Here is a 25,102-nt window from a genome sequence, read left to right as displayed (position 1 = left end):
TCCGGCTTTTTTGCAGGCATCGAAGGGCAGGCAGGGGCTAGCCCTTGGGCATTTCCAGGGTGCGGTTGCGGCCGCCTTTCTGATACTGCAACCGGCTTTCGCCGATTGCAATCACCCGGCCGCCGTCGATCCGGTCGCCGACTTGCACCTTCTTGTAGCGGCCCGAGGGCAGCCGGACCAATGCGCGGCGGTCCGACGCGGTGCCATAGACCCCGATCAGGTTTAGCTTGCGCAGGTTGATGGCATTGCCGACAGTGGCGCGTCGGGCAACCGATGCGGCTGTCGGGATACGCGGCGCCGCCGCGGCGGCGGCAGCGGGCACGGCGGCGGCGGTCTGGACCTGGTTCTGCGCATTGCGCCGGGCGCGATCAACCAGATTGGCAAAATTGGAGGGCCGTTTGCGTGGCACCGCCGAAGCGGCAATGGCCTGGGCGGTGACCGGCAGCTGCTCTTCTTCTGCGGGCTTCAGGCTGGCGGGCCGCTGGCGCGGGCGCAAGCTGGCCAGTTCAGCCCGGCTGAGCCCGCCATGCTGCGCCCGTTCCACCTGTTCCTCCAGATCCGCAGGCCGCGCCTTGGGGCGTTTGCGCGACAGCACCTGATTGCGCGCCACTTCTTCGGCCAGTGCCTCGGCGGCGGGGTCGCTGCGATCCGGTGCGCGCGGCGGCACTTTTGCCGGACGGCCAAGGTAAACCGTGATGCCATCGGGGTTGAGCGTGCCTCCGGGGGTGGCCTTGACCAATCCGCGCGCGTCCAGATCAAACGCGGATCCTGCCACGGCGGGAGAGGCAACAGAGCCGGGTTCGTCATCCCCGGCAAAGGCGTCCGGCTGCGGCAGCGCGACGGCATCGGCTGCAATATCCGTGCGGTCGACCGAGGCGGTATAAAGCTCGTCCAGGCGGGGCGCGGCGGGGATGTCGCCCAGGCCGGGGGCAACCGGCCAAACCCCGGTCGCGGCATAGCGCGCGGCCTGCGCCAGTTCATCCAGCGGTTCCTCCGCCTCGGGTTCAGCGGATGCAGCTGCGCTTTCCGCTGCGCCGCCCGGCTGCAGGGCACGTGGGTCCAAAAAGGCGGTATCCGTTCCCTCTTCGGGCAGTTCTGCACCATCGGCGGCGGCTTCATCCTCGGCCGACGGAAGCCCGTCTGCTTCACTGCCGTCAGCCAGCGCAGTTTGCCCCAGGGTTTCCCCCTCTGCCGGTGCTGCGCCGGTTTCCTGCAGGCCGGGATCGGGCTGGTCCGCCAGCACGCTCACCTGCGGTGCGATGGCGGCAGGGGCGGTTTCCGTGGCGGGGCCGTCTGCGGCGGCGGGGGCGGCCGGCCGGGGGGCGCCTGCCTCCGGCTGCCGGTCTTCGGAGCTGACCGCAGGGGCAGGCGCCGGGCCGGAATCCTGTTCCGGGGCCGCGGCGAAGAACCCGCCCTCGCCAAAAACTGCCCAGACCGCAACTGTTGCCATGAACAGCAGCAGAACAGCCGTCAGGATCACGCCCAGATAGCGTGGCTTGCCTTCGGCGGCCTTTTGAGGGGCCGGCGACTGTGAGGCCGCGGGCGCGGCGGCTGCCGGGGCGGTGTCCCGCATGACGGCCGGCGCCGGCGGAATTGGCTGAGGTGGAACCGTGCCGGCCGGCGGCGCGGAAACCGCCAAGGGGGTCGGCGGCACTGGCGGGCGGGACGCGGAAAGGACTGCGGTATCCGGTTTTTTGACCGCAATTGCTGCCGCCGCCGGTTTCACGGCGGCGGGCGCTGCCGGCGGCTGGTGCGCGGCCGCCAGCGGCGCAGGGGGCACCGGGGATGGCGCGGCTGAGACCGGCACAGGATCCGCCGGCGCGGTTGCACGTGCCGCGGGGCCGGCCTTGGCCTGTTGACCGGCAGAACCCGGAACATCCTGCGCCGGGTCTTCCGCCCCCCCGGCGGGCTTGGCAGGCGATTCCGCCGGGCCGTCCTTGCGGGCGGCCTGCGGGGCATCATTCGTCTCAGGCATTTGTTTGGCGGCTGCAGCCATCTCTTCCGCCTCAGCAAGAGCTTCCGGCCCTGCGGGCTCTGCCAGGGGTTCCGTAACGGCGGCAACCGTTGCCGGTACTGTGCTGTCTCCGGTCAGGGCCGGGGCTGCGCCGGTATCCGCGCTGTCTTCGGTCCGGGGCGGCGCCAGTGCAGCAGGCCCGATTATCTTGACAGCCGTATCGTCCGGTTCAACCTCGGTGCCGCGGATCGCCCGCGTGGTGCCGAAGAAGGGTTCGCCCCGAAAGCCGCTGGCTTCCGGCGCCGCGACAAAACTGACCGGGCCGAACCCGTGCTCGACCGCAAAGGTCTCAGCCTCGTCCAGGGTTTCCAGCGCCACGGCAGCAACATGGGTCCGGCTGCCCTCGATGGAAATGTCAAAGGCCAGCTCATCCACTGGATAAGGGGTTGTGCCCTCCAGCGCTTGGCGGGCCGCTTCGATCCGCGCCTCAGCGGGCAGATCGCCGGTTTCCGCTGTCAGATAGCGGATCTGGTTATCGGGCAGGACCAGCTTGCAGAAGATCTCCCCGGGCGCCAGCCGCTGCGCATCCTCGCGCATCGCTGCCAGCGCAGCGGGCAGATCATCGGCGTCAAACGGGGTGCCGCCCACACTGCGCCAGCCGTCCTTGGCCCGGTAAATCAGTTCGATGCCATCAGAGGAAAGCGAAAGAGCAAAAGCCGGTTTCATGCCTTGGGTCAAACCATCAAAATCCATACTGCCCGGGGCCGCCTGACGCGCCCGGTGTTTTACCGCGGACTTTAAAGCAGGAACCTGCCGAGTGAAAGGAAAAGACGTCTGCCAGCCCTTGCAGGCGGCAGTTTGCCGTCCCCATCTAGCAGGCATTGTAAAAGGAGCTTTTCACTATGAAGGCAAAGAAAATTCTGGCGGCGGCGCTGATGCTGTCGATGAGCGCCGGCGCCCTGGCCGCAAGCGAGGCCGCTGCGCTGCGCCAGATCTCCGTCACCGGAGAAAGCACGATGCAGGTGGCACCGGAGCTGGCAACCATTACCTTGGGCGTCACCGAGGAAGCCGGGGAAGCCGCCGCCGCGATGGCAGCCGTATCAGATGCGATGGGCGCGGTGATCGCCCGGCTGAAGGACGGCGGCATTGCTGCGGAGGACTTGCAAACCCGGCAGATCTCGATGCATCCGGTCTGGTCGCAAGACCGGTCCTATGACAGCGGCGGACGGCGCGAGATCACCGGGTTTCAGGCGTCGAACACGCTGATGGTGCGGGTGCGCGACCTCGACCGGCTGGGCCCGGTTCTGGATGCGGTGCTGAGGGCCGGCGCCAATCAGTTTCAGGGGCTGAGCTTCGGGGTGGCGGATCCGTCGGCGGTCACCGATCAAATCCGCAGCGAGGCGGTCAAGGATGCAATCCGCAAGGCGCAGCAGCTGGCCGAAGCGGCAGGCATGGAGCTGGGACCGGTGCGTTCAATCAATGAGCAGGGCGGCGGTGGCGGGCGTCCGATGATGGTAATGGAAATGGCCCGCAGCGACGCGATGCCGATCGAAGCCGGGGAGCTGACCTTCAGCCACAATGTCTCGGTCGTCTTCGACATGACTGTGCCGGGCGGCGAGTAACCAGCGGCAACAGGAAAAGCCGGGCAGGGTGCCCGGCCTAATTATTCAGGCTCCCGCAGCCTCTTAACCGCAGGCTTTGGCCAGCGCTTGGTCCAGATCGCGGATCAGGTCGTCTGCGTCTTCGATCCCGATGGAGACGCGCACCACATTCGGGCCGGCGCCTGCCGCCTCCTGCTGTTCCGGCGACAGCTGCCGGTGGGTGGTGGAGGCTGAGTGGATAATCAGCGAGCGGGTGTCGCCCAGGTTGGCCACATGGCTGAAAATCTCCAGCGAATCCACCAGCTTGATGCAGGCGTCATAGCCGCCCTTTACGGCAAAGGTGAACAGGCCGCCGATGCCCTTGGGATAGCAGGCCCGGGCGCGCTCGTAATAGGGCGAGGACGGCAGGCCCGCATAGGTCACGTAGTCAACGCGGCTGTCGTTTTCGAGCCAGGCCGCGATCTTCTCGGCGTTCTCGCAATGTTTCTGCATCCGCAGCGACAGCGTCTCAACACCCATCAGCGTGTAATGCGCCCCTTGCGGGTTCATCGTCATGCCAAGGTCGCGCAGGCCAATGGCAATGCTGTGGAAGGTAAAGGCGAGCGGGCCGAAGGTCTCGTGGAACTTCAACCCGTGATAGGCATCCTCGGGGGCGGACAGCGACGGGGCGGACAGCGACGGGAATTTATCGCTGGCGGACCAGTCGAAATTGCCGCTGTCAACCACGCAGCCGCCGGTCACGGTACCATTGCCAGTGAGGTATTTTGTGGTGGAGTGGACCACCAGCGTCGCCCCCTGGTTGATCGGCTTGCACAGATACGGCGTGGCAGAGGTATTGTCGACAATCAGCGGGATGCCGGCGGTGTCGGTGATATCCGCCAGGGCGCGGATGTCGGTCACATAGCCGCCGGGGTTGGCCACGGATTCGCAGAACACGGCGCGGGTGTTTTCGTCGATGGCGGCATTCACCGCGTCCAGATCGTCGGTATCGACGAATTTGGCGGACCAGCCGAAACGCTTGATGGTCTGGCTGAACTGGGTGACGGTGCCGCCGTATAGCCGGGTCGAGGCGACCACATTGCAGCCTGGAGCCATCAGCGGGAACAGCGCCATGATCTGCGCCGCATGGCCGGAGGAGCAGCAGACCGCGCCAACGCCGCCTTCCAGCGTTGCCAGACGTTCCTGCAGCACCGCGACGGTGGGGTTGGTCAGGCGGGAATAGATAAAGCCGACTTCCTGCAGATTGAACAGCGCGGCGGCGTGCTCGGCATCGCGGAACACATAGGCGGTGCTTTGGTAGATCGGCGTCTGCCGGGCGCCGGTGGCCGGGTCCGGTTTGGCGCCGGCATGGATCTGCAAGGTGTCAAAACCGTATGTCGGAGCGTCGGTCATGAATGGGTCTCCCTGAAAGCTCTGTTATTCCGGGCGCACAACAGCATGGTTGCGCTGGGAAGGCAATTGCGGGAATGCCGAAGGAAATGGCTCCCGCCCGCCGCCGGCCTCTGGCGGCGCCTGCGCCGGTTGGGCATGGCGCCATGCTGCGCATGGCGCGCGCCGGGCTGAGCGCGGCGCCGGACCCAACCTCGAAGGGGCTCCACCGGAGACCCTTGAGAGGGCGGGAGCCCTGCGGTTGCCAAAACCCGGAGGCCAGTGTCAGCGCATCCAGAAGCCTTCGGATTTGATCCGGTTGCGGATCGCCTGTTCGCGCCGCGGCAGGTTTTCGCGGTCAAACAGCGCCCGCACCTTTTCGCCGCGCCCCTGATAGACCATGCGCTTGATCGGCTCGTACCCCTTCAGCACTTTCTTGAGCCAGTTCGGCGCCGCGATTTCCTGCAGCAATTCCACCACCCGGTCGCTTTCCCGCGCATAGAGCAGCGGAAACAGCCGGTAGTGGCAGCTCGTCTGCCCGTCCAGGTAGCCCTCAGGCAGCGCATCGCGCCCGCCGCCGAAGGAGTGGATCACCAGCGGCAGCACGATCTGGTCCAGCCAGGGCTCCAGCGTCTGGCCGGTCAGTTCCGGCGGCGGATCGTTGCGGACAGATTGCGCATAGGTCAGGAACCGCTTGCCAAAGGCGCGCGGGCAGGCGCCGTAAAAGAAGCCGGCATTGAAATAGAGGTAGCGTTTCCAGTACTCCTCCGGCTGGCTGAGATCGAGACTGGACAGGAGGTCGAGCCCGAAGCGGCTGTAAAGCGATTGCCAGATCCCGCTGTAGCCGGGCCCGTACAGCGTCGGCTTGGGCCAGGTGCCCTCCACCCGCAGCGAGGCCGAAGGGCGGCTGAAGTCAAATGGCACCTCCGCCAACTCGCCGGTGATCAGCGTGTCGGTGTCAAAGAACACAAACGGCTCGTCCTTTGGCATCGCCTGCAGCGCTTCGATCTTGTTGCCGTACGGGTAGGCGGCGCCGAAGGCCTTGCTTTCAAACGGCAGGATCTCGGCGCCGAGATCCGCCAGCGCCTGCAGCACCTCCTGGTTGCGGATGCCGGGGTCCTTCTGCCACAGCGGCCCTTGCTGCGGCACAGCCACAAACAGCCGCCCGGAAAATCCAGGCGAACAGTGGCGCAGAGAGGCGGCAAACAGCAGTGCCTCATACTGCAGACGGCCGGCCTGGCCGATAATCATCACGTTGAAGGGGGCATTTACCATTGTTTTCCCCGTTTTCCGTCTCTTCCGGGCGGATAGGACTGCCTGATAGAGTAGCTACAAGCCTGCAAGGCGCCGCGCAACCGGCCTGCAGGCAATTTCAGACGGTCTGTGCCGCAGGAGGCGCAACCCGGGGAGGGACAAAAATGATTGACGTGATACTGGCCATTCTTGCGGCAACAGCCCAGCCTGGGGCGCAGCCTGGCGGTCCGGAACCTGCAGCTGCTCCGGTTGCAGCGCAGACAGCATCAGCCCAAACGGCACTGGCGGCTGAGCCGCAGCAGGCCACCGGGCGCTTTACCACTGCGCTGGAAGTGAAACCGATCCTGGCAGCGACCCACGGCAGCTGGATCCATGTGCGCGAGTTCGACGGCCAGGATCTGCTCTACGTGACCCATCTTTGGTCCTGGCGCTGCGGGCTGGCGCAGGTCAAGCTGGGGGTGAACGGCAACCCGCCGGAAATCTGGCCGCTGCCGGACTGCCACCTGGAGGAAGGCTTCCCCAATATAATCAAGGATGAAGACGGGATGCCCTACCGCAGTTATCCGCTGGGGTCCCTGCAGCAGGTTGCGGTCGAGGTCACATATGACGACCTGAGCACTGAAACCCTGGTTTTCGGACGCAACGGCCAGCCCCTGCACTGAGCTGCGGCCGCCGCCCGCTTGCCGCGCGCCGGATCTGCAGCCCGGCGGCGGAGCAGGGACCGGGGCGGGCGCAATCAGGGCGCAATCAGGGTGACGCCCGGCATCCGCTGGACGAGATTAAGATCCTCCTCGTAACGCGCGCTCATCTCCTCGACCAAGGCAGTGGTCCAGCCAGGAAGATCCAGCTCCTCCTCCAGCGCGTCCTCGAGGGCAAACTTGTCCAGAAAAGCGGCATAGACCCGGCGTTTGTGGATCTCCGACAGATCCGGATGCGCGGCAAGATAGGCGTGCAGACGCGCCATTCCGTCCGGCTTCATCAGGGCGGCCAGCAGATCCATCCCGCCCTTGACCGGCGCATTGCCCTCCATCCCGCCCAGGTCCCGCAGCACCTGGTCCCAGATCAGCGGCAGATCCTCATAGCACCAGACGGTGACCGGCATGCCAGGCACCATATCCCGCATCTGCGCCAGCAGCCGGGACCAGCGCAGCTGCACCGGGTCGCTGCCCTGCAATGCGTTCTGCACGATGGACCGGTTGGACTTTGCAAACAGTGCTGGCAGGAATGTCGCCGGGTTGCGCAGCGCCATGAAGATTTCCGGCTGATCGTAGGGAAACAGCGCCTGCAGCGCCTGCAGCCGTTCCCCGGCCTCCGGATACAGGCTTCCGTCCTGCAGCGCGTGCCGCGGCGAACCGAAGAAATGCGGGTTGGAGAGAATCACCCGGTCCGCCTGGCGGGCATCCAGGATCGCGTCCCATAGAATCTCCGGCGCGACCTCGGCCGCGCTGCCGTTCTTCATCGCTGCCAGGCAATCTTTCAGCAGGGACCTGTAGCGGCCGGGCCCTGGCACCGCCGTGCCCTGTTCCGCCAGGGCACCGGCATTTTTCAGCAGCGCCTTCAGCAACAGATCTTCTTCAGTGGCGTGCGCCCCGCAGTGAATGATGACCTGCATGATCCGACCTGTTTTTGCGGGTTTCTTGCCCCCCAGAAGTACTGCGCAGCAGCAGAGAGGTCAAACTTGCGGGTCGCGCCGCGTTTGCACTGAGGAGGGCGCGGTGCCCGCCGCGGCGGCCAGTCTCTGTTTCCGGTGTTCCCCGCGGAGGGCGGCGGAGAGCGGTTCTGCCCGGCCCGGCGAGGGGAGGGCGCAGTTGCGCAATTTGCATTTCAAACCGGCTTGACGGTCATTCTGTACTTTAGTACCAGTCGCCCAGCAGATCCGGCGGGGGAGGTATTCTTCACCGGACACTCAGTTCCCTGGCCGCGCGCCGGCCCCGGTTCTGGATGACTGTGATTGTGAGTGCCCCTATAGCTCAGCTGGTAGAGCAACTGATTTGTAATCAGTAGGTCCGCGGTTCGAGTCCGTGTGGGGGCACCATTTTTATCAAAAAACACAAGCAATATCAGAGACTTACTCAATGGATTGGCTCACCAGCCCCACTAAAGACCCCACTTGCGAGTTTTGATACCCGCTTATTCCGATACCGTTAGAAGCATTTGGAAAAGTCTTCTGTATCATTCTAAAAACCGCTACCGACATACAATAAGAACCAGCAGAAAAGGGGCTGAGGCAGTGCTGGCTCACACTGCAAATGTTATCGCCCCTTTTGCCGAGTTTTTTCTGGGTGTCGGGTGGAGGGTTAACCCACGCGGTGAGCCTTGGAAGAACTGAAACTGCAGGCCGCTATCCGCGCTGGGAGCCCTAGGTCCAAACCGGCTTTTCAGGCCTCACAATCCTTACCCCCTCTCTGCTGTCCACAAACTCTTTGAACTGAGGGTTGCTAATCAATAATATCCCCCCGGAGAACTTCGAGGATCCGTTGTTTATCCAGCCCATTCCCTTCAGTATATTCTCGTCAAGGTCCTCAAAAGTGGCCGTCAACTTGCCACCACGTGCGTAGTCCATAAGTGCTTCACAAAGCACTTTAAGAACAAGCCAATCCTCAATGCTGTAAAAAAGAAACTGCACTCTCCACATTCCGCCAATTGGCAAGCTACGCATCGAGTACAGGTCTTCAGGACTTTGATCGGCCCACCTTGACATAAGGGCTTGATATAGAAGAGGTATTTGTTTCAGGTATGTTTTCTCGCGGCCAACTGAGAGCTCAATACACTCCTTGATGGCTTCTATATCCCCGCCTGTTAGCTCCCAAGCTAAGCCTGGTTTTGGGGTGAGATGGCCAGTGGCAATTGCCTGAATACGGTTGCCCGAAATCTCAATCAAACTTGTCAAAGCAAGCGGCAGCGTGCATTGGGCAGCTTCAAGCCTAGCAAGGCGCGCTTTCTCAGCAAGATGAACATTGCTTTGTATTTAATTTGAAACGCCTTTTAAGGCCAGGAACGCAGCAAGCAAAGTCACCACATAGGCGGCATACTTTTCCACTGTAGGCCAGAACTCGCCCCCAAGCCCAGCAGGAAGCGCAGCGGTTGCTTGAAGCTGCCCGTGGCGGTGATGAAGTGGTCAGGGAAGAACTGGCGGAAGACATCGCCCAGCGCCAAGGCGACCCGATGCTTTACCGGGCAGTCATTCAGCCCGACGCGGCACCGCCAGCGCACACCCTCGCAGATGCCTTCGACCTCTATGGGCGCGAGAAGATCGACAAAAGCCAATGTAATGGCCCCAGCGCAGAGTACCCTTAAGAACCTACGGCAGTCCCAGCACCCTCAGGCAAAGATGAAATGGTCGCCGCCCAGCAGTTGGTCCACGGTCGTGTTCTCGACGGTGATTTCGACATTGCGGAAGCTGATGGCCACGTGGTCATCTTGCTGCTCGAAATCGAGTTGGCGCAACCGCGACGCTCCGCGTCCGATTTCGATCTGATCAATGCCCAGTTCGAAATCGGTGATGGTATCGTGGCCGTCCCCGCGATTGAAAACGAAGTTATCTCTGCCCGTTCCGCCAGCAAGCACGTCCCCGCCTTTCTGGCCTTCGATCCGGTCGCGGCCACTTCCGCCTTCAATACTATCATGGCCGGCACCGCCTAGGAGACTGTCGTGGCCGCGCCCGCCCTGAAGCAGATCGTCGCCGCCATTGCCGGTCAGATGGTCGCCGTCTCCATGCCCTCTCAGGGTGTCGTTTCCAGCGCCGCCCGAGGCACTGTCCGTGCCATCGCCGCCATTCAGCTTGTCTGCGCCCTTCCGACCTATCAGGGTATCGTCCCCGGCACCGCCTGACAGCCGGTCATCGAAGCGGCCGCCTGTCAGTTCGTTGTCCCCCGCATCCCCGGTCAGTACCATGTTCCCTTTAACGGGTGAGGTCGCCGTGCTTACCACTGTTTCCACTGTGCCGATACCGTCGGTATAGCTGGCCATAACCGCGATCTCCGCCCCGGAGTCCCGGGGGGTCAGCGTGTAAGTTTCGCCAGTCGCACCCTTAATATTTTCGCCATCTCGCTGCCAACGGTAGGTAATGGCACCCAGCCCATTCGCATCTGCCAGCGTGTTGGAAACGGTCAGCGTTTGGCCTTGCACTGCACTGCCGGAAACCGTCACGTCCCCGGTAGAAACCTGGTTCAGGTCATACATCTGAGCAAAAATGTCGACCACCTTGTTATAGGGGTCAGTGTTATCGGCCTCCTCGTTTTCGGTCATCCAAGTGACAAAAAGCCCGCCATCCGCCAGCGCGGCGATGGAAGGTGCTATATCTCTTACGACCATATTGCTTTCGGGAATGCGAACTTCTTCCAATTCAAAGCCAGTCTCCGCATCTATCAGCGAAACGGCGAAGCCCTCGAAGCCATCCCAACTGAGATTGCTGTAATGACGAGAGCTGGCTGTTTCTCCGCCAGACAGCGATATGCTGTATTCTGACCACAAGGCGGAGAAAGTAGCAGATACGATGGGCTCAACCCGGAACTCTGTTCCGATCGGTGTGCCGCTCCCGTCCAAAAGAAGCCCGTAATAACCGGAGTCACCGCCATCCGAGGGATAGTTGACGTAACGCAAGGCTAAAGTGCCGTCCGCCTGCCTGAACAGGTAGGGGGCCATCTCGAGAGCCCCGTCTGGGGACGCCACTTTCTCCATTTCGCCCACCGCAACTCCGTCGGTATCAAACGTGCGGAAGTGGACGTCAAAATATGTGTTGTCTTCGCCTTCAGAAAAGACAAATTCCCCCGACATCCAGGCCACGGTAAAACCGCCCTCTTCCAGACTGACGAGCGTAGGAGAGATTTGCTGGGGGTTCGAACTTGAGCTTATCTTGAACGCCTCGCCCTGCGCCGTGCCATCCGGGCCGAAACGCTGACCAAAGATGTCCTCTACATAGGTTTCCTGGTCGCTGCCCGCCCAGGCCACCACAAAACCGCCGTCTGGCTGACTAACGACAGAACCGTTCCCCCATGGGTTGGAGGTGATCAGGAATTCATCCCCGACAGCGGCGCCGGACGCGTCAAACCGCTGCCCGAAGAGCGCATTGCTGCGGAGATCCGGATCCCGCTCATTCCAGATGACCACAAAGCCCCCACCTGCCAGCCCGCAAACGGCAGGTTCGGCCGAGAAGCCGGAAATTTCCTCAGTAACAAGAATCGGTGAACCTTGGGGGGCGAGCCCCTGAGACGACGTACGAGTGACCATGGAGGGCTTTCCTATAACTTTCTATACCTAGCTGAGTAAATTCCTTACGTAGTTAACACTACAATTAGTGGTTAACACAAGAATTAGATGGGCCATTAGGGACTGCTTCCATCGGGTGTAGGAAAAAGACACACCGCTGCCCCCACCAAGCTTTGAACCTTAGGTCTGTTTCCCTAGGGAACTACAGCCGTACCGCCAGCGGCGGCTATAGGGTCTTATGTATCCCCAGGGCTTTGTTGCACAAATCTGGATGTGTCCATACTTCCCCATTCCCCGGACGGTTTCCCCCTGCGGGCTCGGCAACAGGTATGCCAAGAGCAGTATCGCGATTAAGGACGGCAATGCGGACCTGGATTTCCGCAACTTGGCGGTCGGAGCCCCGCGCCATGAGGCTTTGCGCCAGCAGCTTTGCACAATGCATCCAATCGCCGGGAAAATGATCCCCCCGATCACTTTCAGACCCTCCTCATATCCCGGCGCGGCGCCGGCGCTGGTATCCAGTCAACCGTCGCCATAGGGCGCGGCCCAGGTATTTTGCGGCCCGTAGAGCTTCGGTCCGTGCGATGGCACCCGCGCTTGCCGGCTTCCAGGGTTTGGCGTTTTTGCGCGGAGGAATGACGGCATGCGCGCTGCGCGCGGCAATTGCATCGTGGCACTTACGGGTGTCACAGGCTCCATCGGCTGTGACTGATCCGATGTCTTGATCGGGTGGAATTTGGTTGAGTAGTCCGGGCCGCATGGGCGCATCACCGATGTTGCTGATGGTGGCCTCGACCGTTCGAACCTCCAACGTTTCTGCGCCGATCCCGATGTGTATTTTGCGCCAGATGCGCCGCTTGGGGCCACCATGTTCACGGGCATTCCACGCGCCTTCGCCTTCGCCCTCGGCCTTGATGCCGGTGCTGTCCGCTGCCCGGCAGTGGTTTGCTAGCAAACCATGAGAGGGGGTGAGGAGGTTCAGCGGGCCGCTGCCGCCGCGATATGGCAGGCTGACGTTCAACGTTTTCTGGCGGCGGCGCAAGGTACTGAAATCCGGTGCCGCCCAGTCCAGCCCGGCCAGCCGCAACAAGCATTGCACGGCGCCGGTGGTTTGCCGCAAAGGCATGCCAGACAGGACCTTCAGGGTAAGGCAGGTCTGGATTGCCGCATCAGTGAAACTTCGCTGCCGTCCGCGCCTGCCGCTCGGCGGCGGCGTCCAGGCCATCTCGGGATCAAACCAGATCGGCAGCGATCCGCGTTGCTTCAGTGCTGTGTTGCAAGACGGCCAGTTCGTGGTCTTGCACTTCGCCGGGCCCCGACGGCTCATGCCCTCCAGCTATCACGCTGGATGCACACAGTGAATCCTTCACGCAATCTGTGCAGCAAAGCCAGGATGACATGCTATTGCCGTGTTGACCTCCGCGCTTCCGCCAAGACGAAGGCCGGCAATGGGGGGCAGGATTGCTCCCCGGCCGGACCAAGAAATACGTGCCGGGCGGCGCCGCCCCGGCCCGGCCGCAGAACCGTCCCTCAGCGACCTGCCAGGCTTCAGCAGCCAAGCCAGCGGTGGACGGCGGCTTTGCCCCGGCGGCAGGCCTCCGGCAGGGTGTCCCCCCTGGCCAAGCGGCAGGCGATCGCGGTGGCCAGGCTGCACCCGGTGCCGCGTTTGGAACCCGGCAGCCGCGCCGCGGCAAAGGGCGTTGCCGCGCCCTCGGCGGTGTAGAGCACATCAATGCTTTCAGCGCCGGTGCCATGGCCGCCTTTGACCAGCACCGCACGTGCCCCCTGTGCAAGCAGCTGCGCCGCCTGCGCATCCATGCTGCCGGCCGAGCCGGATAACACTTCAAGCTCCGCCAGATTCGGCGTGACCAAGGCGGCGCGCTGCAGCAAGGCGCCAAAGCCGCCGGCCGCCATCAGCCTGCCGCCGGAAGAGGCTTTCAGCACCGGGTCCAGCACGATGGGCAGGCCTGCGGGCAGGGCGTCATTAATTGCCTCCGCCACGCCGGCAGATCCCAGCATGCCAATCTTCACGGCGCCGGGTGCGGGCGGTGTTGCCAGGGCAGCGCGCGCTTGGTCCGCAACAGCCTGCGGCGGGCTGGGATGAATGGCCAGAAGCGCATCATCGGTCTGCACCGTCACCGCAGTTACAACCGGGCGCACTGCCGTCCCAAGGCCGGCTGCCATGGCGGTATCCCGGGTCAGGCCGGCGCCGCCGCTGCTGTCGGTGCCGCCGATTGCCAGGATCACAGTCATGCGCTGTGCCCTGCGGCCAGCAGGGCGAGGTTGCCGTAACCCGCAGCCTTCAGGTCCGCGGCCGCCGCCCAGGCGCGCAGGCCGGTGCGGCAGCACAGAACGATCCGCCCCTTGTGCGGCAGTTCCGCCGCCAGCAGATCCGCCCGGGCAATCCGCCGGGCGCGGGGGGCGGGCAGGCCGGGCGCCTCGGCGGCATCGCGGAGTTCGATCACCGTATCCGCCGCGGTGATTTGCGAGGCCGCGACAAAGGGCAGGGCGCCCTCCGGCTCATCGGCCCCGTCAAAGCGGAAACTGCTCACCTGCAGGTCCTCCAGCCGGAAAATAAACAGCTGTCCCCGCGGGGACGGCTGATGATTCAGCAGGGACTTCAGGGCCAGCTGCGCCTGCAGCGCGCCGATCATGCCGACCGCCGGGCCCATGACACCCGCGGTTGCACAGGTCGCTGCGCGCGCAGGCAGGTCCGGGAACACCGCCCTCAGGGACGGCCCGCCGCCGCAGAATCCCCCGGCATACCCCGATTGCCCCAAGGCAGAGGCCGAGATCAGCACCTTGCCCTGCCGGCGGCATTCATCCGAAAGGACATAAGATACCGCAAAGCTGTCGGCTGCATCCACCACCAGATCAGCTGCCGCCACCATCCCGGCAGCATTGGCTGCATCCAAAGGCGCAACCTGCGCTGTCACCTGCAGCGACGGATTACCCGCCAGCAGGTGCCGCCGCGCGGCCGCTGCCTTGGGCCGGCCAAGGTCGCCCATGGTATAAAGAACCTGCCGGTGCAGGTTGCTCTCCTCCACCGTATCACCGTCCATCACGGTGATACGGCCGACCCCGGCGCCGCCCAGATAGAGCAGCACAGGGCAGCCCAGCCCGCCGGCGCCGACCACCAGCACATGCGCGCGGGCCAGCCGTTCCTGACCCTCAGTGCCAACATCTGGCAGGATCATCTGGCGCGCGTAGCGGCTCATGCGCGGCAGGCCGCAACCCATTCGCGGGTGCGGGCCTCGGGGTCATCAGCCAGCTGAATGTCGGTCACTACCGCCGCGCTGTCGGCGCCTGCAGCAAACACCCCTGGCAGCCGCTCGGGCGTCAGCCCGCCTATCGCGACCAGAGGAGTCTCCCCGGCCATCTGCTTCCAGCGCGTCACCCGCTCCAGCCCCTGCGGGTCCCATTTCATCTTTTTCAGCAGCGTCGGATAAACCGGCCCCAGCGCCACATAGGCAGGTCCGAAGGACAGGGCGCGCTCCAGCTCGCTTTCGTCATGCGTCGACAAGCCAAACCGCACGCCTTTGCGGCGCAGCGCGGCAAAGTCGGCATTGTCCATGTCTTCCTGCCCCAAGTGGACAAAGTTGCAGTTCAGATCCAGCGCCGCCTGCCAGAAGTCATTCACCACCAGCTGGGCGTCATGCACTGCGCAGAAATCCCGCGCCCGCGCAATCTGGCGGCGTACTTCGGTCTCAGGCTCATCCTTGATGCGCAGCTGCACCAGCTTGGCCCCATGGGGCACCAGCAGCTCCAGCCGGCCGACGTGGCTGGCGATCAGGTAAAAACGGTCCATCATGCAAACTCCGCCAAACCGAGAACGGGGGTTGAGGGCACCGCCATGTCGCGCCGCTCCATCGGGTCGGCCTCATACCCCGCGCGCCCGGCCTCAATTGCCTGCGCCATCGCCGCAGCCATCCGGGCCGGGTCGCCGGCTTTGGCGACGGCGGTATTCAGCAGCACCGCATCCATGCCAAGCTCCATTGCCTGGGCAGCATCCGAAGGCCGCCCGATGCCGGCATCGACAATCAGCGGCACCTGAGGGAAATGCGCCCGCATCGCCCGCAGGGCATCGGGGTTGCGCAATCCCTGGCCGGAGCCGATCGGCGCGCCCCATGGCATCAGGACTTCGCAGCCCGCTTGCAGCAGCCGCTCGCCGACCACCAGATCTTCGGTGGTGTAGGGAAAGACCTGAAAGCCTTCATCGCTCAGGATCCGCGCCGCCTCGACCAGTCCGAACACATCCGGCTGCAGCGTGTCCGAATGGCCGATCACCTCCAGTTTGATCCAAGGCGTTCCGAACAGGTCCCGCGCCATATGGGCGGTGGTCACCGCCTCCTGCACGGAATGGCAGCCTGCGGTGTTGGGCAGGATCCGGCAGCCGGTCTCGCGCAGGCCGTCCCAGAAGCCGGCGCCGGAGCCGTCAGCGCTTTCCCGGCGCAAGCTGACGGTGATGATCCCGGAGCCGCTGGATTTCACCGCCTCCGCCAGAATGGCAGGCGATGGGTATTGCGCTGTGCCCAGGAGCAGGCGGGAGCTGATATCTGTTCCGTAGAATTGCATCTCAGCCTCCCTGCATCGGGGCGAGCACTTCCAGCCTGTCGCCTTCGCTAAGCTGGACCGTTTCGCGGTTGCCGCGGGCCACAAAAGTGCCGTTCACTGCAGTCGCCACGGACGAGCAGGCAAAGCCCAGCTCGTGCAGCGCCGCTTTCAGGTCGGTTGCGGATATCTCATGCGGTTTGGCGTTCACGATGATTTTCATCCGATGTCTCCGGTAACAGTTGGTCCGCGGCCTGCTGCGCCATCGCGGGCGCCAGCAGAAAGCCGTGGCGGTAAAGCCCGTTCAGGTAGAGCGTGCCGTCCTGTTCGGTCAGCCGCGGCAGGTTGTCGGGATAGGCCGGGCGCAGCCCTGCGCCGGTCTCTACCACACTGGCCTCTGCAAAGGCAGGATGCAGGGTAAAGGCGGCATTCAGCAGCTCACTGAGCGAGCGCAGGCTGATGGCCCGGTCCGAGCTGCTTTCGATCATGGTGCCGCCGATCATGAAATGCCCGTCCCCGCGGGGAACAAGGTACAGCGGCATCCGCGGATGCAAGAGACGCAGGGTGCGGCTGATCTCCACCTCGGGGCAGTGCAGGACAGCCATTTCGCCGCGTACGGGGCGCAGACCGGGCAGGGGCGCAGCCATGCCGGTGCAATCCAGTGTGACACCCGCCGGGGCAGCGGTGCCATAGCGGATGTCACCCCCCATTTCCTGCACCTTGGCGCTCAGATCGCGCAAGGCGCGCCGCGGGTCCAGATGCGCCTCCCGCTCAAACAGCAGCCCCTGCCCGAACCGCCCCGCCAGCACCGGTTCCAGCGCCGCGATCTCCGCCCCGCCGACGCTGCGATGGCCCGTGGTGCGGCGGGCAAAGCGGGTCAGCTCCGCCCGGTCGCGGACAGGCGCCACCACCAGCGTGCCGCGCCTGTGCACCGGCGTGACCCTGGCCCACCAATCAAAGGCGCGGCTGCCGAGAGTTATCACTTGCTCCTCGGCGCTTTCGCGTTCGCACCAGGGCGCCAGCATGCCGCCGGCAAAGCGCGCGACGCTGCCGGCCCCGGGGGTTTCGCCCCGTTCATAGACCGTGACCCGCGCCCCGCGCTGCGCCAGCTCATAGGCGCAGGCGAGGCCGGCAAGGCCCGCGCCTGCGATGGTGATCATTCCGCCGGTTCCGTCTTGGCCGCTGCGGCCTCGGCGGCCGGCACATAGAGCTCGCCGCCCTCGCGGAACTTGGCGGCCATCGCCTCCATGCCTTCCTTCTGCGCTTCGGCGCGGATGTCGTGGCTGATCCGCATCGAGCAGAACTTGGGCCCGCACATGGAGCAGAAATGCGCCACCTTGTGGGCTTCCTTGGGCAGGGTCTGGTCGTGGAACTCCCGCGCTGTATCCGGGTCCAGCGACAGGTTGAACTGATCCTCCCAGCGGAACTCGAACCGGGCGCGGGACAGCGCATCGTCGCGGCGCTGGGCACCCGGCAGCCCCTTGGCCAGATCGGCGGCATGGGCGGCGATCTTGTAGGTGATGACACCGGTCTTCACGTCATCGCGGTCGGGCAGGCCGAGGTGTTCCTTCGGCGTCACGTAACACAGCATGGCGCAGCCGAACCAGCCGATCATCGCGGCGCCGATGCCGCTGGTGATGTGGTCATAGCCCGGCGCAATATCGGTGGTCAGCGGGCCAAGCGTGTAAAAGGGCGCCTCGTGGCAGCACTCCAGCTGCTTGTCCATGTTCTCCTTGATCTTGTGCATGGCGACATGGCCCGGCCCTTCGATCATCACCTGGCAATCCTTGGCCCAGGCAATCTTGGTGAGTTCCCCGAGGGTTTCCAACTCGGCAAACTGTGCCTCGTCGTTGGCGTCAGCGATGGAGCCGGGGCGCAGACCGTCGCCCAGCGAGAAGGAGACGTCATACTGGCGGCAGATGTCGCAGATTTCCTCGAAATGCTCGTACAGGAAGCTTTCCTTGTGGTGGTGCAGGCACCACTTGGCCATGATCGAGCCGCCGCGCGACACGATCCCGGTCACCCGCTCCACCGTCATCGGCACCATGTGCAGCCGCACGCCGGCATGGATGGTGAAATAATCGACGCCCTGTTCCGCCTGTTCGATCAGCGTGTCGCGGAACACTTCCCAGGTCAGGTCCTCGGCGATGCCATTCACCTTTTCCAGCGCCTGATAGATCGGCACGGTGCCGATCGGCACGGGGCTGTTGCGCACGATCCACTCGCGGGTGTTGTGGATGTTGCGGCCCGTCGACAGGTCCATCACCGTGTCGGCGCCCCAGCGGATCGACCAGACCAGTTTGTCGACCTCTTCCTCCATCGAGGAGGTGACGGCGGAGGTGCCCATATTGGCGTTGATCTTCACCAGGAAGTTGCGGCCGATGATCATCGGCTCGATTTCCGGATGGTTGATGTTGGCCGGTATGATGGCGCGGCCGGCGGCAATCTCGGACCGCACGAATTCCGGCGTCACGTAGTCGGGGATATTGGCGCCGAAATCATTGCCGTCGCGCGTGCCGTGGCAGGGCGACAGTTCGCGCAGCTGGTTTTCGCGGATCGCGACGTATTCCATCTCGGCGGTGATGATGCCGGCGCGGGCATAGGCGAGCTGGGTCGGTGCGGCGCCCTCCTTGCCGCGCAAGGGGGCAGGTTTAACCGGGAATTCAGGCGTCAGCCGGTCGCCCGCGACAAAGCCGTTATCCTCGGGTTTCACGTCGCGGCCCTGGTATGTCTCGACATCGCCGCGCGCTTCGATCCACTGGCGGCGCAGTTGCGGCAGGCCCTGGCGGATATCGGTCAGCACGTCGGGGTCGGTATAGGGGCCGGAACTGTCATAGACCGGCAGCGGCGCTTCGCCCGCGGTGGGGTGGGTGGAGATTTCCCGCATCGGCACGCGGATGTCCTGGTGGACCTCGCCGTTGACGTAGATCTTGCGCGACGCGGGCAAGGCGCCCGTGGTGATCTTGGGATTGGGGACGTTCATTGTGGTGCTCCTCAAAGCCGAAAACTCAGAAAAGACACCAGATGAGGTGTGGCTTGGGAAACCGGCAGGCGCGGGGCCTGCTTTACCGGAGTGCGCCCGTTTCAAACGGCTGTCCCCGCGGGGACAGGGGGCAAAAGGCGCGTCCTTGCTTCCTACGCCAGTATCAACTGGGTCAGGTTCAAAGGGTCGCGCCGCCGGTTCGGGTTGCCCCGCACCATGACGCCTCTCAGTCCCCTTGGCGGGACTCCCCTGCGTGGCTTTAGGGGTAGGGGAGGCGCAGGGGGCGCGTCAACCGGAATCTTTGTAGATTATTTTTATTTATTAAAATCATGGCGTTGTGTGGTGTGTTGGTTAAATTGCGGGGCAAATCGCTGCGGCGCAGCTTTGATGCTTGATCGCGGGTCATGAAATTATCTATAAAAACCAGCAACGCCATCCGCGCATGGCCAACAGGTATACGAGAACAGGAGACAGCATGCTGGACGCTGCACCCATCCGCACCGACTGGACCCGCGAAGAAGCGGAAGCGATTTACAACAAGCCCTTTATGGACTTGCTGTTTCAGGCGCACACAGTGCACCGGCAGTATTTCGACCCCAACCAGGTGCAGAAATCCAAGCTGCTGAGCATCAAGACCGGCGGCTGCGCCGAGGATTGCGCCTATTGCTCGCAGTCGGCGCGCAACGGTGCCCAGCTGTCGGCCTCCAAGCTGATCGAGGTGCAGCGGGTGATCGCCGAGGCCAGGAAAGCCAAAGAAGGCGGCGCGACACGCTATTGCATGGGCGCCGCCTGGCGTTCGCCCAAGGACCGCGATATGGCGGCACTTGAGGCGATGGTGCAGGGCGTCAAGGATCTGGGTATGGAAACCTGCATGACCCTGGGCATGCTGGAAGAGGAACAGGTGTTCCGCCTGCGCGATGCCGGGCTGGATTACTACAACCACAACATCGACACCTCCGAGCGCTACTACTCCGAAATCATCACCACCCGCACCTTCGCGGACCGGATCGACACCCTGAACCGGGTGCGCGAGGCGGGTATCAAGGTGTGCTCCGGCGGTATCGTCGGCATGGGCGAGCAGCAGCTGGACCGCATCGACATGATGCTGGCGCTGGCAACGCTGGAAGCGCATCCCGACTCGGTGCCGGTCAACATGCTGATCCCGATCGCCGACACGCCGCTGGCCGATGTGGAAAAGCTGGACCCGATCGAATTTGTCCGCTCGGTGGCGCTGGCCCGCATCCTGATGCCGAAATCCCACGTGCGCCTGTCCGCAGGCCGCACCGACATGTCGGACGAGATGCAGGCGATGTGCTTCTTTGCCGGTGCCAACTCGATCTTTGTCGGCGACACGCTGCTGACCGCCGACAACCCGGAAGAGGACAAGGACCAGCAGCTGTTCGACCGTCTGGGCATCACCGCAATGGCGGTGGGATGTGACGGCAGCCGCTGATGGCGGGCGCCTTCCCGAGGCATGAAAAGTCGCTGGAAGCGCTGCGCAGCCGCGGGCGCTTCCGGCAGCTGATGCCGCGGGACGGGCATGACTTTGCCTCCAATGACTATCTGGGTCTGGCGGGCAGCGACGTGCTGCGCACCGCCGCCTCTGACGCGCTGGCGCGCGGTGTGCCGGTGGGCGCGGGCGGCTCGCGCCTGCTGCGCGGCAATGACGCCGAACACCAGCGGCTGGAGGCTGAGGCAGCGGCGTTTTTCGGCACCGAGGCGGCGCTGTTCATGGGCGGCGGCTTCACCGCCAATCAGGCGATCTTTGCCACCCTGCCGCAGCAGGGCGATCTGGTGCTTTATGATGCGCTGATCCATGCCAGCACCCATGACGGCATGCGGCTGGGCCGCGCCGAGACACGCAGCTTTGACCATGGCGATGCTGCTGACGCTGGGCGGGTGCTGCGCGACTGGCGCGCAGGTGGCGGCACGGGACAGGTCTGGATCGCGGTTGAGGCCGTTTATTCCATGGATGGCGATCAGGCCCCGTTGGAACCGCTGATGGCGCTGGCGGATGCCGAGGGTGCCGTGCTGGTGGTGGACGAGGCGCATTCCACCGGCGTCTTCGGCGATCTGGGGCGCGGGCTGGCGCATGGCATAGCCAACCGCCCCAACGTGCTGTCCCTGCACACCTGCGGCAAGGCGCTGGGCGCGTCCGGCGCGCTGATCTGCGGCCAGAAAGTGCTGATCGAGACGCTGATCAACAAGGCGCGCGGGTTCATCTTTGCCACCGCGCCGTCGCCGTTGAACGCGGCGCTGGTGCGCGCGGCCTTACAGGAGCTGCAGCAGAACCCCGCCCGCCGCGATCAGGCGTGGCAGGGGATCACCCATGCCCAAGCAGAGGCCAGACGCCTGTGCGGGCTGGAGGGCTTTCAAAGCCAGATCCTGCCGGTGGTGATCGGTGATGATAAGCGCACAATGGGGCTGGCTGCGGCCATGCAGGCGCAGGGCTATGACATTCGCGGCATCCGCCCGCCGACAGTGCCGCGTGGCACCGCACGGCTGCGGCTGTCGATCACGTTGAATACGGGGGCAGAGGTCATCACCGCGATGTTCGAAGACCTCGCCCGCGAACTGGAGGCAAGCCCATGACGTCCATGACGCCCATGAACACGCTGATCGTGACCGGAACCGACACCGGCATCGGCAAGACCATCTTCTCTGCCGGGCTGGTGCAGGCGCTGGAGGCCACCTATTGGAAACCCGTGCAATCCGGGCTGGAAGAGGAAACCGACAGCCAGATCGTCACCCGCCTGTCCGGCCGCCCGGCGCTGCCGGAAGGTTATCTGCTGCAACTGCCCGCCTCGCCGCATCTGTCGGCCGAGGCCGAGGAGGCAGAGATCGACCCGGACACGCTGGAACTGCCCCAAGTGGACGGCGTGCTGGTGGCCGAGGGCGCGGGCGGGCTGATGGTGCCCTTGAACCGGCGCGCGCTGTATCTGGACCTGATTGCGCGCTGGGGCGCCCCGGTGATCCTGTGCGCGCGCACCCAGCTGGGCACGATCAACCACACGCTGCTGTCGCTGAAGGCACTGCGGGATGCAGGCTGCGACGTGGTGGGCGTGGCCTTCATCGGCAACCCGGAACCCGAGGTGGAGGAAACCATCTGCCAGTTCGGCAAGGCGGCGCATCTGGGGCGGCTGCCCTATATCGAGACGCTGCGCAGCGCACCGGGTGTCGGAAGTGACGCAGGCGGCCCGGCTGCGGGCGGTCCAGGCGCAACGCGCCCCGAAGAGGGCGCCGAGGCGCTGGCCACGACCTTTGCCGAGAATATCAACCTCGACCTGATCCGCGAGGCGCTGAGCAAGGGAGATCCGGCATGACGGCGGAGCTCACCCAGCTGGAGTTCGACCAGCAGCACCTCTGGCACCCCTACACCAACGTCGCCAAACCCGGCCCGACTTTTGTGGTCAAGGAATCGGAGGGCGTGCATATCACCCTCGATGATGGCACCCGGCTGATCGACGCCATGTCGTCCTGGTGGTGCATGATGCACGGCCACAGGAACCCGGCGATCACCAAAGCCATCCACAACCAGCTCGACACCCTGCCGCATGTGATGTTTGGCGGGCTGACCCATGATCCTGCCATTGATCTTGGCCGCAAGCTGCTGGAAATCACGCCCGGAAGCCTCAGCCGCATCTTCTACTGCGACTCGGGCTCAGTCTCGGTCGAGGTGGCGATGAAAATGGCAGTGCAGTACCAGCACGCCATCGGCCAGCCCGGGCGCAAGGAGTTTGCCACCATCCGCTCCGGCTATCACGGGGATACCTGGAAGGCGATGAGCGTCTGCGACCCCGACACCGGCATGCACCACCTGTTCCAGGGCGCGCTGAGCGTGCAGCATTTCGTCAGCCGCCCGCCGATCCGCATCCATGAGGACTGGGTGAATGATCCGGCGCAAAACGGGCTGGGCGCGCTGCGCGCGGTGCTGGAGGCCAACGCAGATCGCATCGCCGCCTTCATTCTGGAACCCGTGGTGCAGGGCACCGGCGGCATGTATTTCTACCATCCCGAATATCTGAACCAGGCCCGTGCCCTGTGTGATGAGCTGGGCATCCTGCTGATCTTTGACGAGATCGCCACCGGCTTCGGCCGCACGGGGGAGCTGTTCGCGACCGGGTTCTGCACCGTGGAGCCGGACATCATCTGCCTCGGCAAGGGTCTGACCGGCGGGCATATCTCATTCGCCTGCACCATGACGAACGACCGCGTCGCCGAAGGGGTCGGCGGCGGCAATCCCGGGATCTTCATGCATGGGCCGACCTATATGGCCAATCCGCTGGCCTGCGCGGCGGCCAAGGCCTCGCTGGATTTGCTCACCGGGCAGGACTGGCGCGGCACCGTTGCCGCGATCGGCGATCAGATGCTGGCTGAACTGGCGCCTGCGCGGGATCTGCCGAATGTGGCGGATGTGCGGGTTCTGGGCGCGATCGGTGTCATCGAGATGACGCACGCGGTCTCGGCGGACGAAGCCCATGCCCGGGCGCATGACGTGGGCGTCTTCCTGCGCCCGTTCGGCAAGAACATCTATACCATGCCGCCCTTCATCACGTCCCCGGATCAGCTGAGCGAAATCACCGCGGGCATGCTGCGGCTGGCGCGGGAGCTGTAGCGATGGAATTCCGCTGGCTCAAACAGAACAGTGCGGCCGAGGCCATCGTGGTCTTCGGCGGCTGGGCTGTGGGGCCGGAGGTGTTCTGGCATCTGGACGGCGCGCAGGACATCCTGTTTGCCAGCGGTTACACCGATCTGGACGCGGAATTGCCGGACCTGTCCGGCTACCAGCAGGTCAGCCTGCTGGCTTGGTCTTTCGGCGTCGCCTCTTATGGCCATTGGCAGCTGGGGCGGCCCGACCCGTTCCGGCGCAAGGCGGCGGTGAACGGCAGTTTGAAGCCGGTGAACCGCGGCGCGGGCATTCCGCCTGCGGTCTTCCGCAGGACACTTGAGACGCTGAGCCTGGAAGGCTATCAAAGGTTTCTGACCCGCGTGTTCGGCGCTGCGCAAAAGGCCGAGGCGCTGGACGTGGAGGCGCGCCGTACGGAGCTCCTGGCGGTTGAGCGCCGCGGGGATGCGCCGCAGATCCGTTTTGACAGCGTCTGGATCAGCTCCGGCGACAAGATATTCCCGCCGGCCAACCTGGCACGGGCCTGGGCAGGGCAGAACGTCTCGCACCTGGATGCGCCGCATGCGCCATTTGACCGTTTCACGCACTGGGAGGAGCTGTTCCAGTGAAAGACACGCTGCCGCCTCAGCTGGATCAGGGACGTGTGCGCCAAAGCTTCCGCCGCGGGCTGCAAAGCTATCATGGCACCGCATCCGTGCAGGCGGACATTGCAGCGCAGCTTGCCGGTCTGCTGCAGGCGCAGGGCGCGCCCCGCCGGTTCGAGGCTGTATTGGAGTTCGGCTGCGGCACCGGCCATCTGACCCGGCACTTGCTGCAGCGGTTCACGGCCGGCAGCCTGCTGCTGAATGACCTGGTGCCGGAGGCCGCACAGGTGCTGCAGGCGCTGGGGGACGCAGCCCCGGCGCAGTCCCGGTTTGAGGCCGGCGCTGTCGAGACCCTGCCGCTGCCGCAGCAGTTTGACCTGATCGCCTCAGCCTCGACTGTTCAGTGGATCGCGGACCTGCCGGCCTTGACGGCCCGGCTGGCGGCGCGGCTGAAACCCGGCGGCTGGCTGGCGCTGTCCGGCTTTGGCCGCAACCAGTTCCGCGAGCTGGCTGCGCTGGGGTCGGCCGCCGCCGCACCCAGCTATCTGGATGCCGGGGAATGGCCGTCCATGCTGCCGGAAGGGGTGGAGATTCAGGCCGTCAGGCAGCAGCCGGCAGTGCTGGAGTTCGATACCGCCCTGGACCTGCTGAAACACCTGCGCCGGACCGGCGTCAACGGCCACGCCCAGCAAAGCTGGAGCCGCGGGCGGCTGCAGGAATTCGAGGACAGCTACCGGCAGCGCTTCGGCCGGGGCGGCAAGCTGCCGCTGACCTACGATCCGGTGCTGCTGGCGGCGCGCAGGACCGGCTAACCGGCCAAGGCAGCCAGAGCGCGCGCCTCGCGGTTGAGGCAAGTTTTAGGTTTTTTCCCCGCCATAGGGCTGCCGCTTCCGGCCGCGCGTTAACCTTTGTCAACTCCCGCCCGCTATACCGGATGCAGAGCCGTGCCCGGGGGTGCGGCGCATGGAAATA

22 protein-coding genes, 1 tRNA gene, 1 pseudogene and 1 riboswitch are annotated in these 25,102 nt (G+C 64.5%); of the genes and pseudogenes, 9 read left to right on the top strand and 15 right to left on the bottom strand.

Annotated elements, in window-relative coordinates; genetic code table 11:
* Positions 1-37: 37 nt before the first annotated feature.
* Positions 38-2,680: a hypothetical protein gene (locus METH_RS12295; protein ID WP_024090800.1), complete on the bottom strand. Its 2,643-nt coding sequence runs from the start codon at positions 2,678-2,680 to the stop codon at positions 38-40.
* A 176-nt stretch (positions 2,681-2,856) separates the two neighbouring features.
* Between METH_RS12295 and METH_RS12290 the strand changes: the two genes are divergently transcribed.
* On the top strand, positions 2,857-3,576 hold the full coding sequence (locus METH_RS12290) for an SIMPL domain-containing protein (RefSeq protein WP_024090799.1): 720 nt from the start codon (positions 2,857-2,859) through the stop codon (positions 3,574-3,576).
* A 63-nt stretch (positions 3,577-3,639) separates the two neighbouring features.
* Here the strand turns inward: METH_RS12290 and METH_RS12285 are convergent, their stop codons facing one another.
* Both METH_RS12285 and METH_RS12280 read right to left on the bottom strand, forming a co-directional pair.
* Complete coding sequence (locus METH_RS12285) at positions 3,640-4,947, bottom strand: O-acetylhomoserine aminocarboxypropyltransferase/cysteine synthase family protein (protein WP_024090798.1); 1,308 nt, start codon at positions 4,945-4,947, stop codon at positions 3,640-3,642.
* Positions 4,948-5,208: 261 nt separating this feature from the next.
* Positions 5,209-6,198: a hypothetical protein gene (locus METH_RS12280; protein ID WP_024090797.1), complete on the bottom strand. Its 990-nt coding sequence runs from the start codon at positions 6,196-6,198 to the stop codon at positions 5,209-5,211.
* 143 nt (positions 6,199-6,341) lie between these two features.
* On the opposite strand from METH_RS12280, the gene METH_RS12275 reads away from it, so the two are divergent.
* Positions 6,342-6,839, top strand: a complete 498-nt coding sequence (locus tag METH_RS12275; protein WP_024090796.1) for a hypothetical protein — start codon at positions 6,342-6,344, stop codon at positions 6,837-6,839.
* 74 nt (positions 6,840-6,913) lie between these two features.
* On the opposite strand, the gene METH_RS12270 is transcribed toward METH_RS12275, so the two are convergent.
* A complete protein-coding gene (locus METH_RS12270; RefSeq protein ID WP_024090795.1) occupies positions 6,914-7,789 on the bottom strand; it encodes a hypothetical protein in 876 nt (291 codons plus the stop codon).
* Between the two features lie 347 nt (positions 7,790-8,136).
* Here METH_RS12270 and METH_RS12265 point away from each other — a divergent pair.
* Positions 8,137-8,212: transfer RNA gene (locus METH_RS12265), tRNA-Thr, on the top strand.
* A gap of 324 nt (positions 8,213-8,536) precedes the next feature.
* On the opposite strand, the gene METH_RS12260 is transcribed toward METH_RS12265, so the two are convergent.
* From METH_RS12260 to thiC, 11 genes and pseudogenes are all read right to left on the bottom strand, one after another.
* Positions 8,537-9,058 carry a hypothetical protein gene (locus METH_RS12260; protein WP_044008413.1) on the bottom strand — a complete coding sequence of 174 codons (522 nt, stop codon included), beginning with the start codon at positions 9,056-9,058 and terminating at the stop codon, positions 8,537-8,539.
* A 131-nt stretch (positions 9,059-9,189) separates the two neighbouring features.
* Positions 9,190-9,444: a hypothetical protein gene (locus tag METH_RS12255; protein ID WP_044008412.1), complete on the bottom strand. Its 255-nt coding sequence runs from the start codon at positions 9,442-9,444 to the stop codon at positions 9,190-9,192.
* A gap of 54 nt (positions 9,445-9,498) precedes the next feature.
* Positions 9,499-11,406, bottom strand: a complete 1,908-nt coding sequence (locus METH_RS22705) for a calcium-binding protein (RefSeq protein WP_156927484.1) — start codon at positions 11,404-11,406, stop codon at positions 9,499-9,501.
* A gap of 205 nt (positions 11,407-11,611) precedes the next feature.
* Positions 11,612-12,712 (bottom strand): annotated as a pseudogene (locus METH_RS12245) (IS5 family transposase).
* A gap of 221 nt (positions 12,713-12,933) precedes the next feature.
* On the bottom strand, positions 12,934-13,638 hold the full coding sequence (gene thiD / locus METH_RS12240; protein WP_024090792.1) for a bifunctional hydroxymethylpyrimidine kinase/phosphomethylpyrimidine kinase: 705 nt from the start codon (positions 13,636-13,638) through the stop codon (positions 12,934-12,936).
* Positions 13,635-14,603 (bottom strand): HesA/MoeB/ThiF family protein, encoded by a 969-nt coding sequence (locus METH_RS12235; protein WP_024090791.1) that lies wholly within the window; start codon positions 14,601-14,603, stop codon positions 13,635-13,637. Before METH_RS12235 ends, thiD begins: the two co-directional genes overlap by 4 nt.
* Complete coding sequence (locus METH_RS12230) at positions 14,600-15,193, bottom strand: thiamine phosphate synthase (RefSeq protein WP_024090790.1); 594 nt, start codon at positions 15,191-15,193, stop codon at positions 14,600-14,602. Before METH_RS12230 ends, METH_RS12235 begins: the two co-directional genes overlap by 4 nt.
* Positions 15,193-15,960: a thiazole synthase gene (locus METH_RS12225; protein ID WP_024090789.1), complete on the bottom strand. Its 768-nt coding sequence runs from the start codon at positions 15,958-15,960 to the stop codon at positions 15,193-15,195. The genes METH_RS12230 and METH_RS12225 overlap by 1 nt, the downstream gene beginning before the upstream one ends.
* 1 nt (position 15,961) lies before the next feature.
* Positions 15,962-16,159: a sulfur carrier protein ThiS gene (gene thiS, locus METH_RS12220; RefSeq protein ID WP_024090788.1), complete on the bottom strand. Its 198-nt coding sequence runs from the start codon at positions 16,157-16,159 to the stop codon at positions 15,962-15,964.
* Positions 16,128-17,096, bottom strand: a complete 969-nt coding sequence (locus tag METH_RS12215) for an FAD-dependent oxidoreductase (RefSeq protein ID WP_024090787.1) — start codon at positions 17,094-17,096, stop codon at positions 16,128-16,130. Before METH_RS12215 ends, thiS begins: the two co-directional genes overlap by 32 nt.
* Positions 17,093-18,919 (bottom strand): phosphomethylpyrimidine synthase ThiC, encoded by a 1,827-nt coding sequence (gene thiC / locus METH_RS12210; RefSeq protein ID WP_024090786.1) that lies wholly within the window; start codon positions 18,917-18,919, stop codon positions 17,093-17,095. The genes METH_RS12215 and thiC overlap by 4 nt, the downstream gene beginning before the upstream one ends.
* 132 nt (positions 18,920-19,051) lie before the next feature.
* Positions 19,052-19,180: riboswitch (TPP riboswitch) on the bottom strand.
* 214 nt (positions 19,181-19,394) lie between these two features.
* Between thiC and bioB the strand changes: the two genes are divergently transcribed.
* The 6 genes from bioB to bioC are packed head-to-tail and all read left to right on the top strand — an operon-like array spanning position 19,395 to position 24,942.
* Entirely contained in the window at positions 19,395-20,372 is a 978-nt protein-coding gene (gene bioB / locus METH_RS12205; RefSeq protein WP_024090785.1) for a biotin synthase BioB, read from the top strand.
* Positions 20,372-21,511 carry an 8-amino-7-oxononanoate synthase gene (locus tag METH_RS12200; RefSeq protein WP_024090784.1) on the top strand — a complete coding sequence of 380 codons (1,140 nt, stop codon included), beginning with the start codon at positions 20,372-20,374 and terminating at the stop codon, positions 21,509-21,511. The genes bioB and METH_RS12200 overlap by 1 nt, the downstream gene beginning before the upstream one ends.
* Positions 21,512-21,525: 14 nt before the next feature.
* On the top strand, positions 21,526-22,242 hold the full coding sequence (gene bioD / locus METH_RS12195; RefSeq protein WP_024090783.1) for a dethiobiotin synthase: 717 nt from the start codon (positions 21,526-21,528) through the stop codon (positions 22,240-22,242).
* A complete protein-coding gene (gene bioA, locus METH_RS12190) occupies positions 22,239-23,534 on the top strand; it encodes an adenosylmethionine--8-amino-7-oxononanoate transaminase (RefSeq protein WP_024090782.1) in 1,296 nt (431 codons plus the stop codon). The genes bioD and bioA overlap by 4 nt, the downstream gene beginning before the upstream one ends.
* A 2-nt stretch (positions 23,535-23,536) precedes the next feature.
* Entirely contained in the window at positions 23,537-24,154 is a 618-nt protein-coding gene (locus tag METH_RS12185; RefSeq protein ID WP_024090781.1) for a pimeloyl-ACP methyl esterase BioG family protein, read from the top strand.
* The gene (gene bioC / locus METH_RS12180) at positions 24,151-24,942 is read left to right on the top strand and encodes a malonyl-ACP O-methyltransferase BioC (RefSeq protein ID WP_024090780.1); all 792 of its coding nucleotides are present in this window, start codon (positions 24,151-24,153) and stop codon (positions 24,940-24,942) included. Before METH_RS12185 ends, bioC begins: the two co-directional genes overlap by 4 nt.
* Positions 24,943-25,102: the final 160 nt, after the last annotated feature.

Source organism: Leisingera methylohalidivorans DSM 14336 (assembly GCF_000511355.1).
GTDB classification, from domain to species: Bacteria; Pseudomonadota; Alphaproteobacteria; order Rhodobacterales; family Rhodobacteraceae; genus Leisingera; species Leisingera methylohalidivorans.
This window is presented reverse-complemented; position numbering and strand designations above follow the sequence as displayed.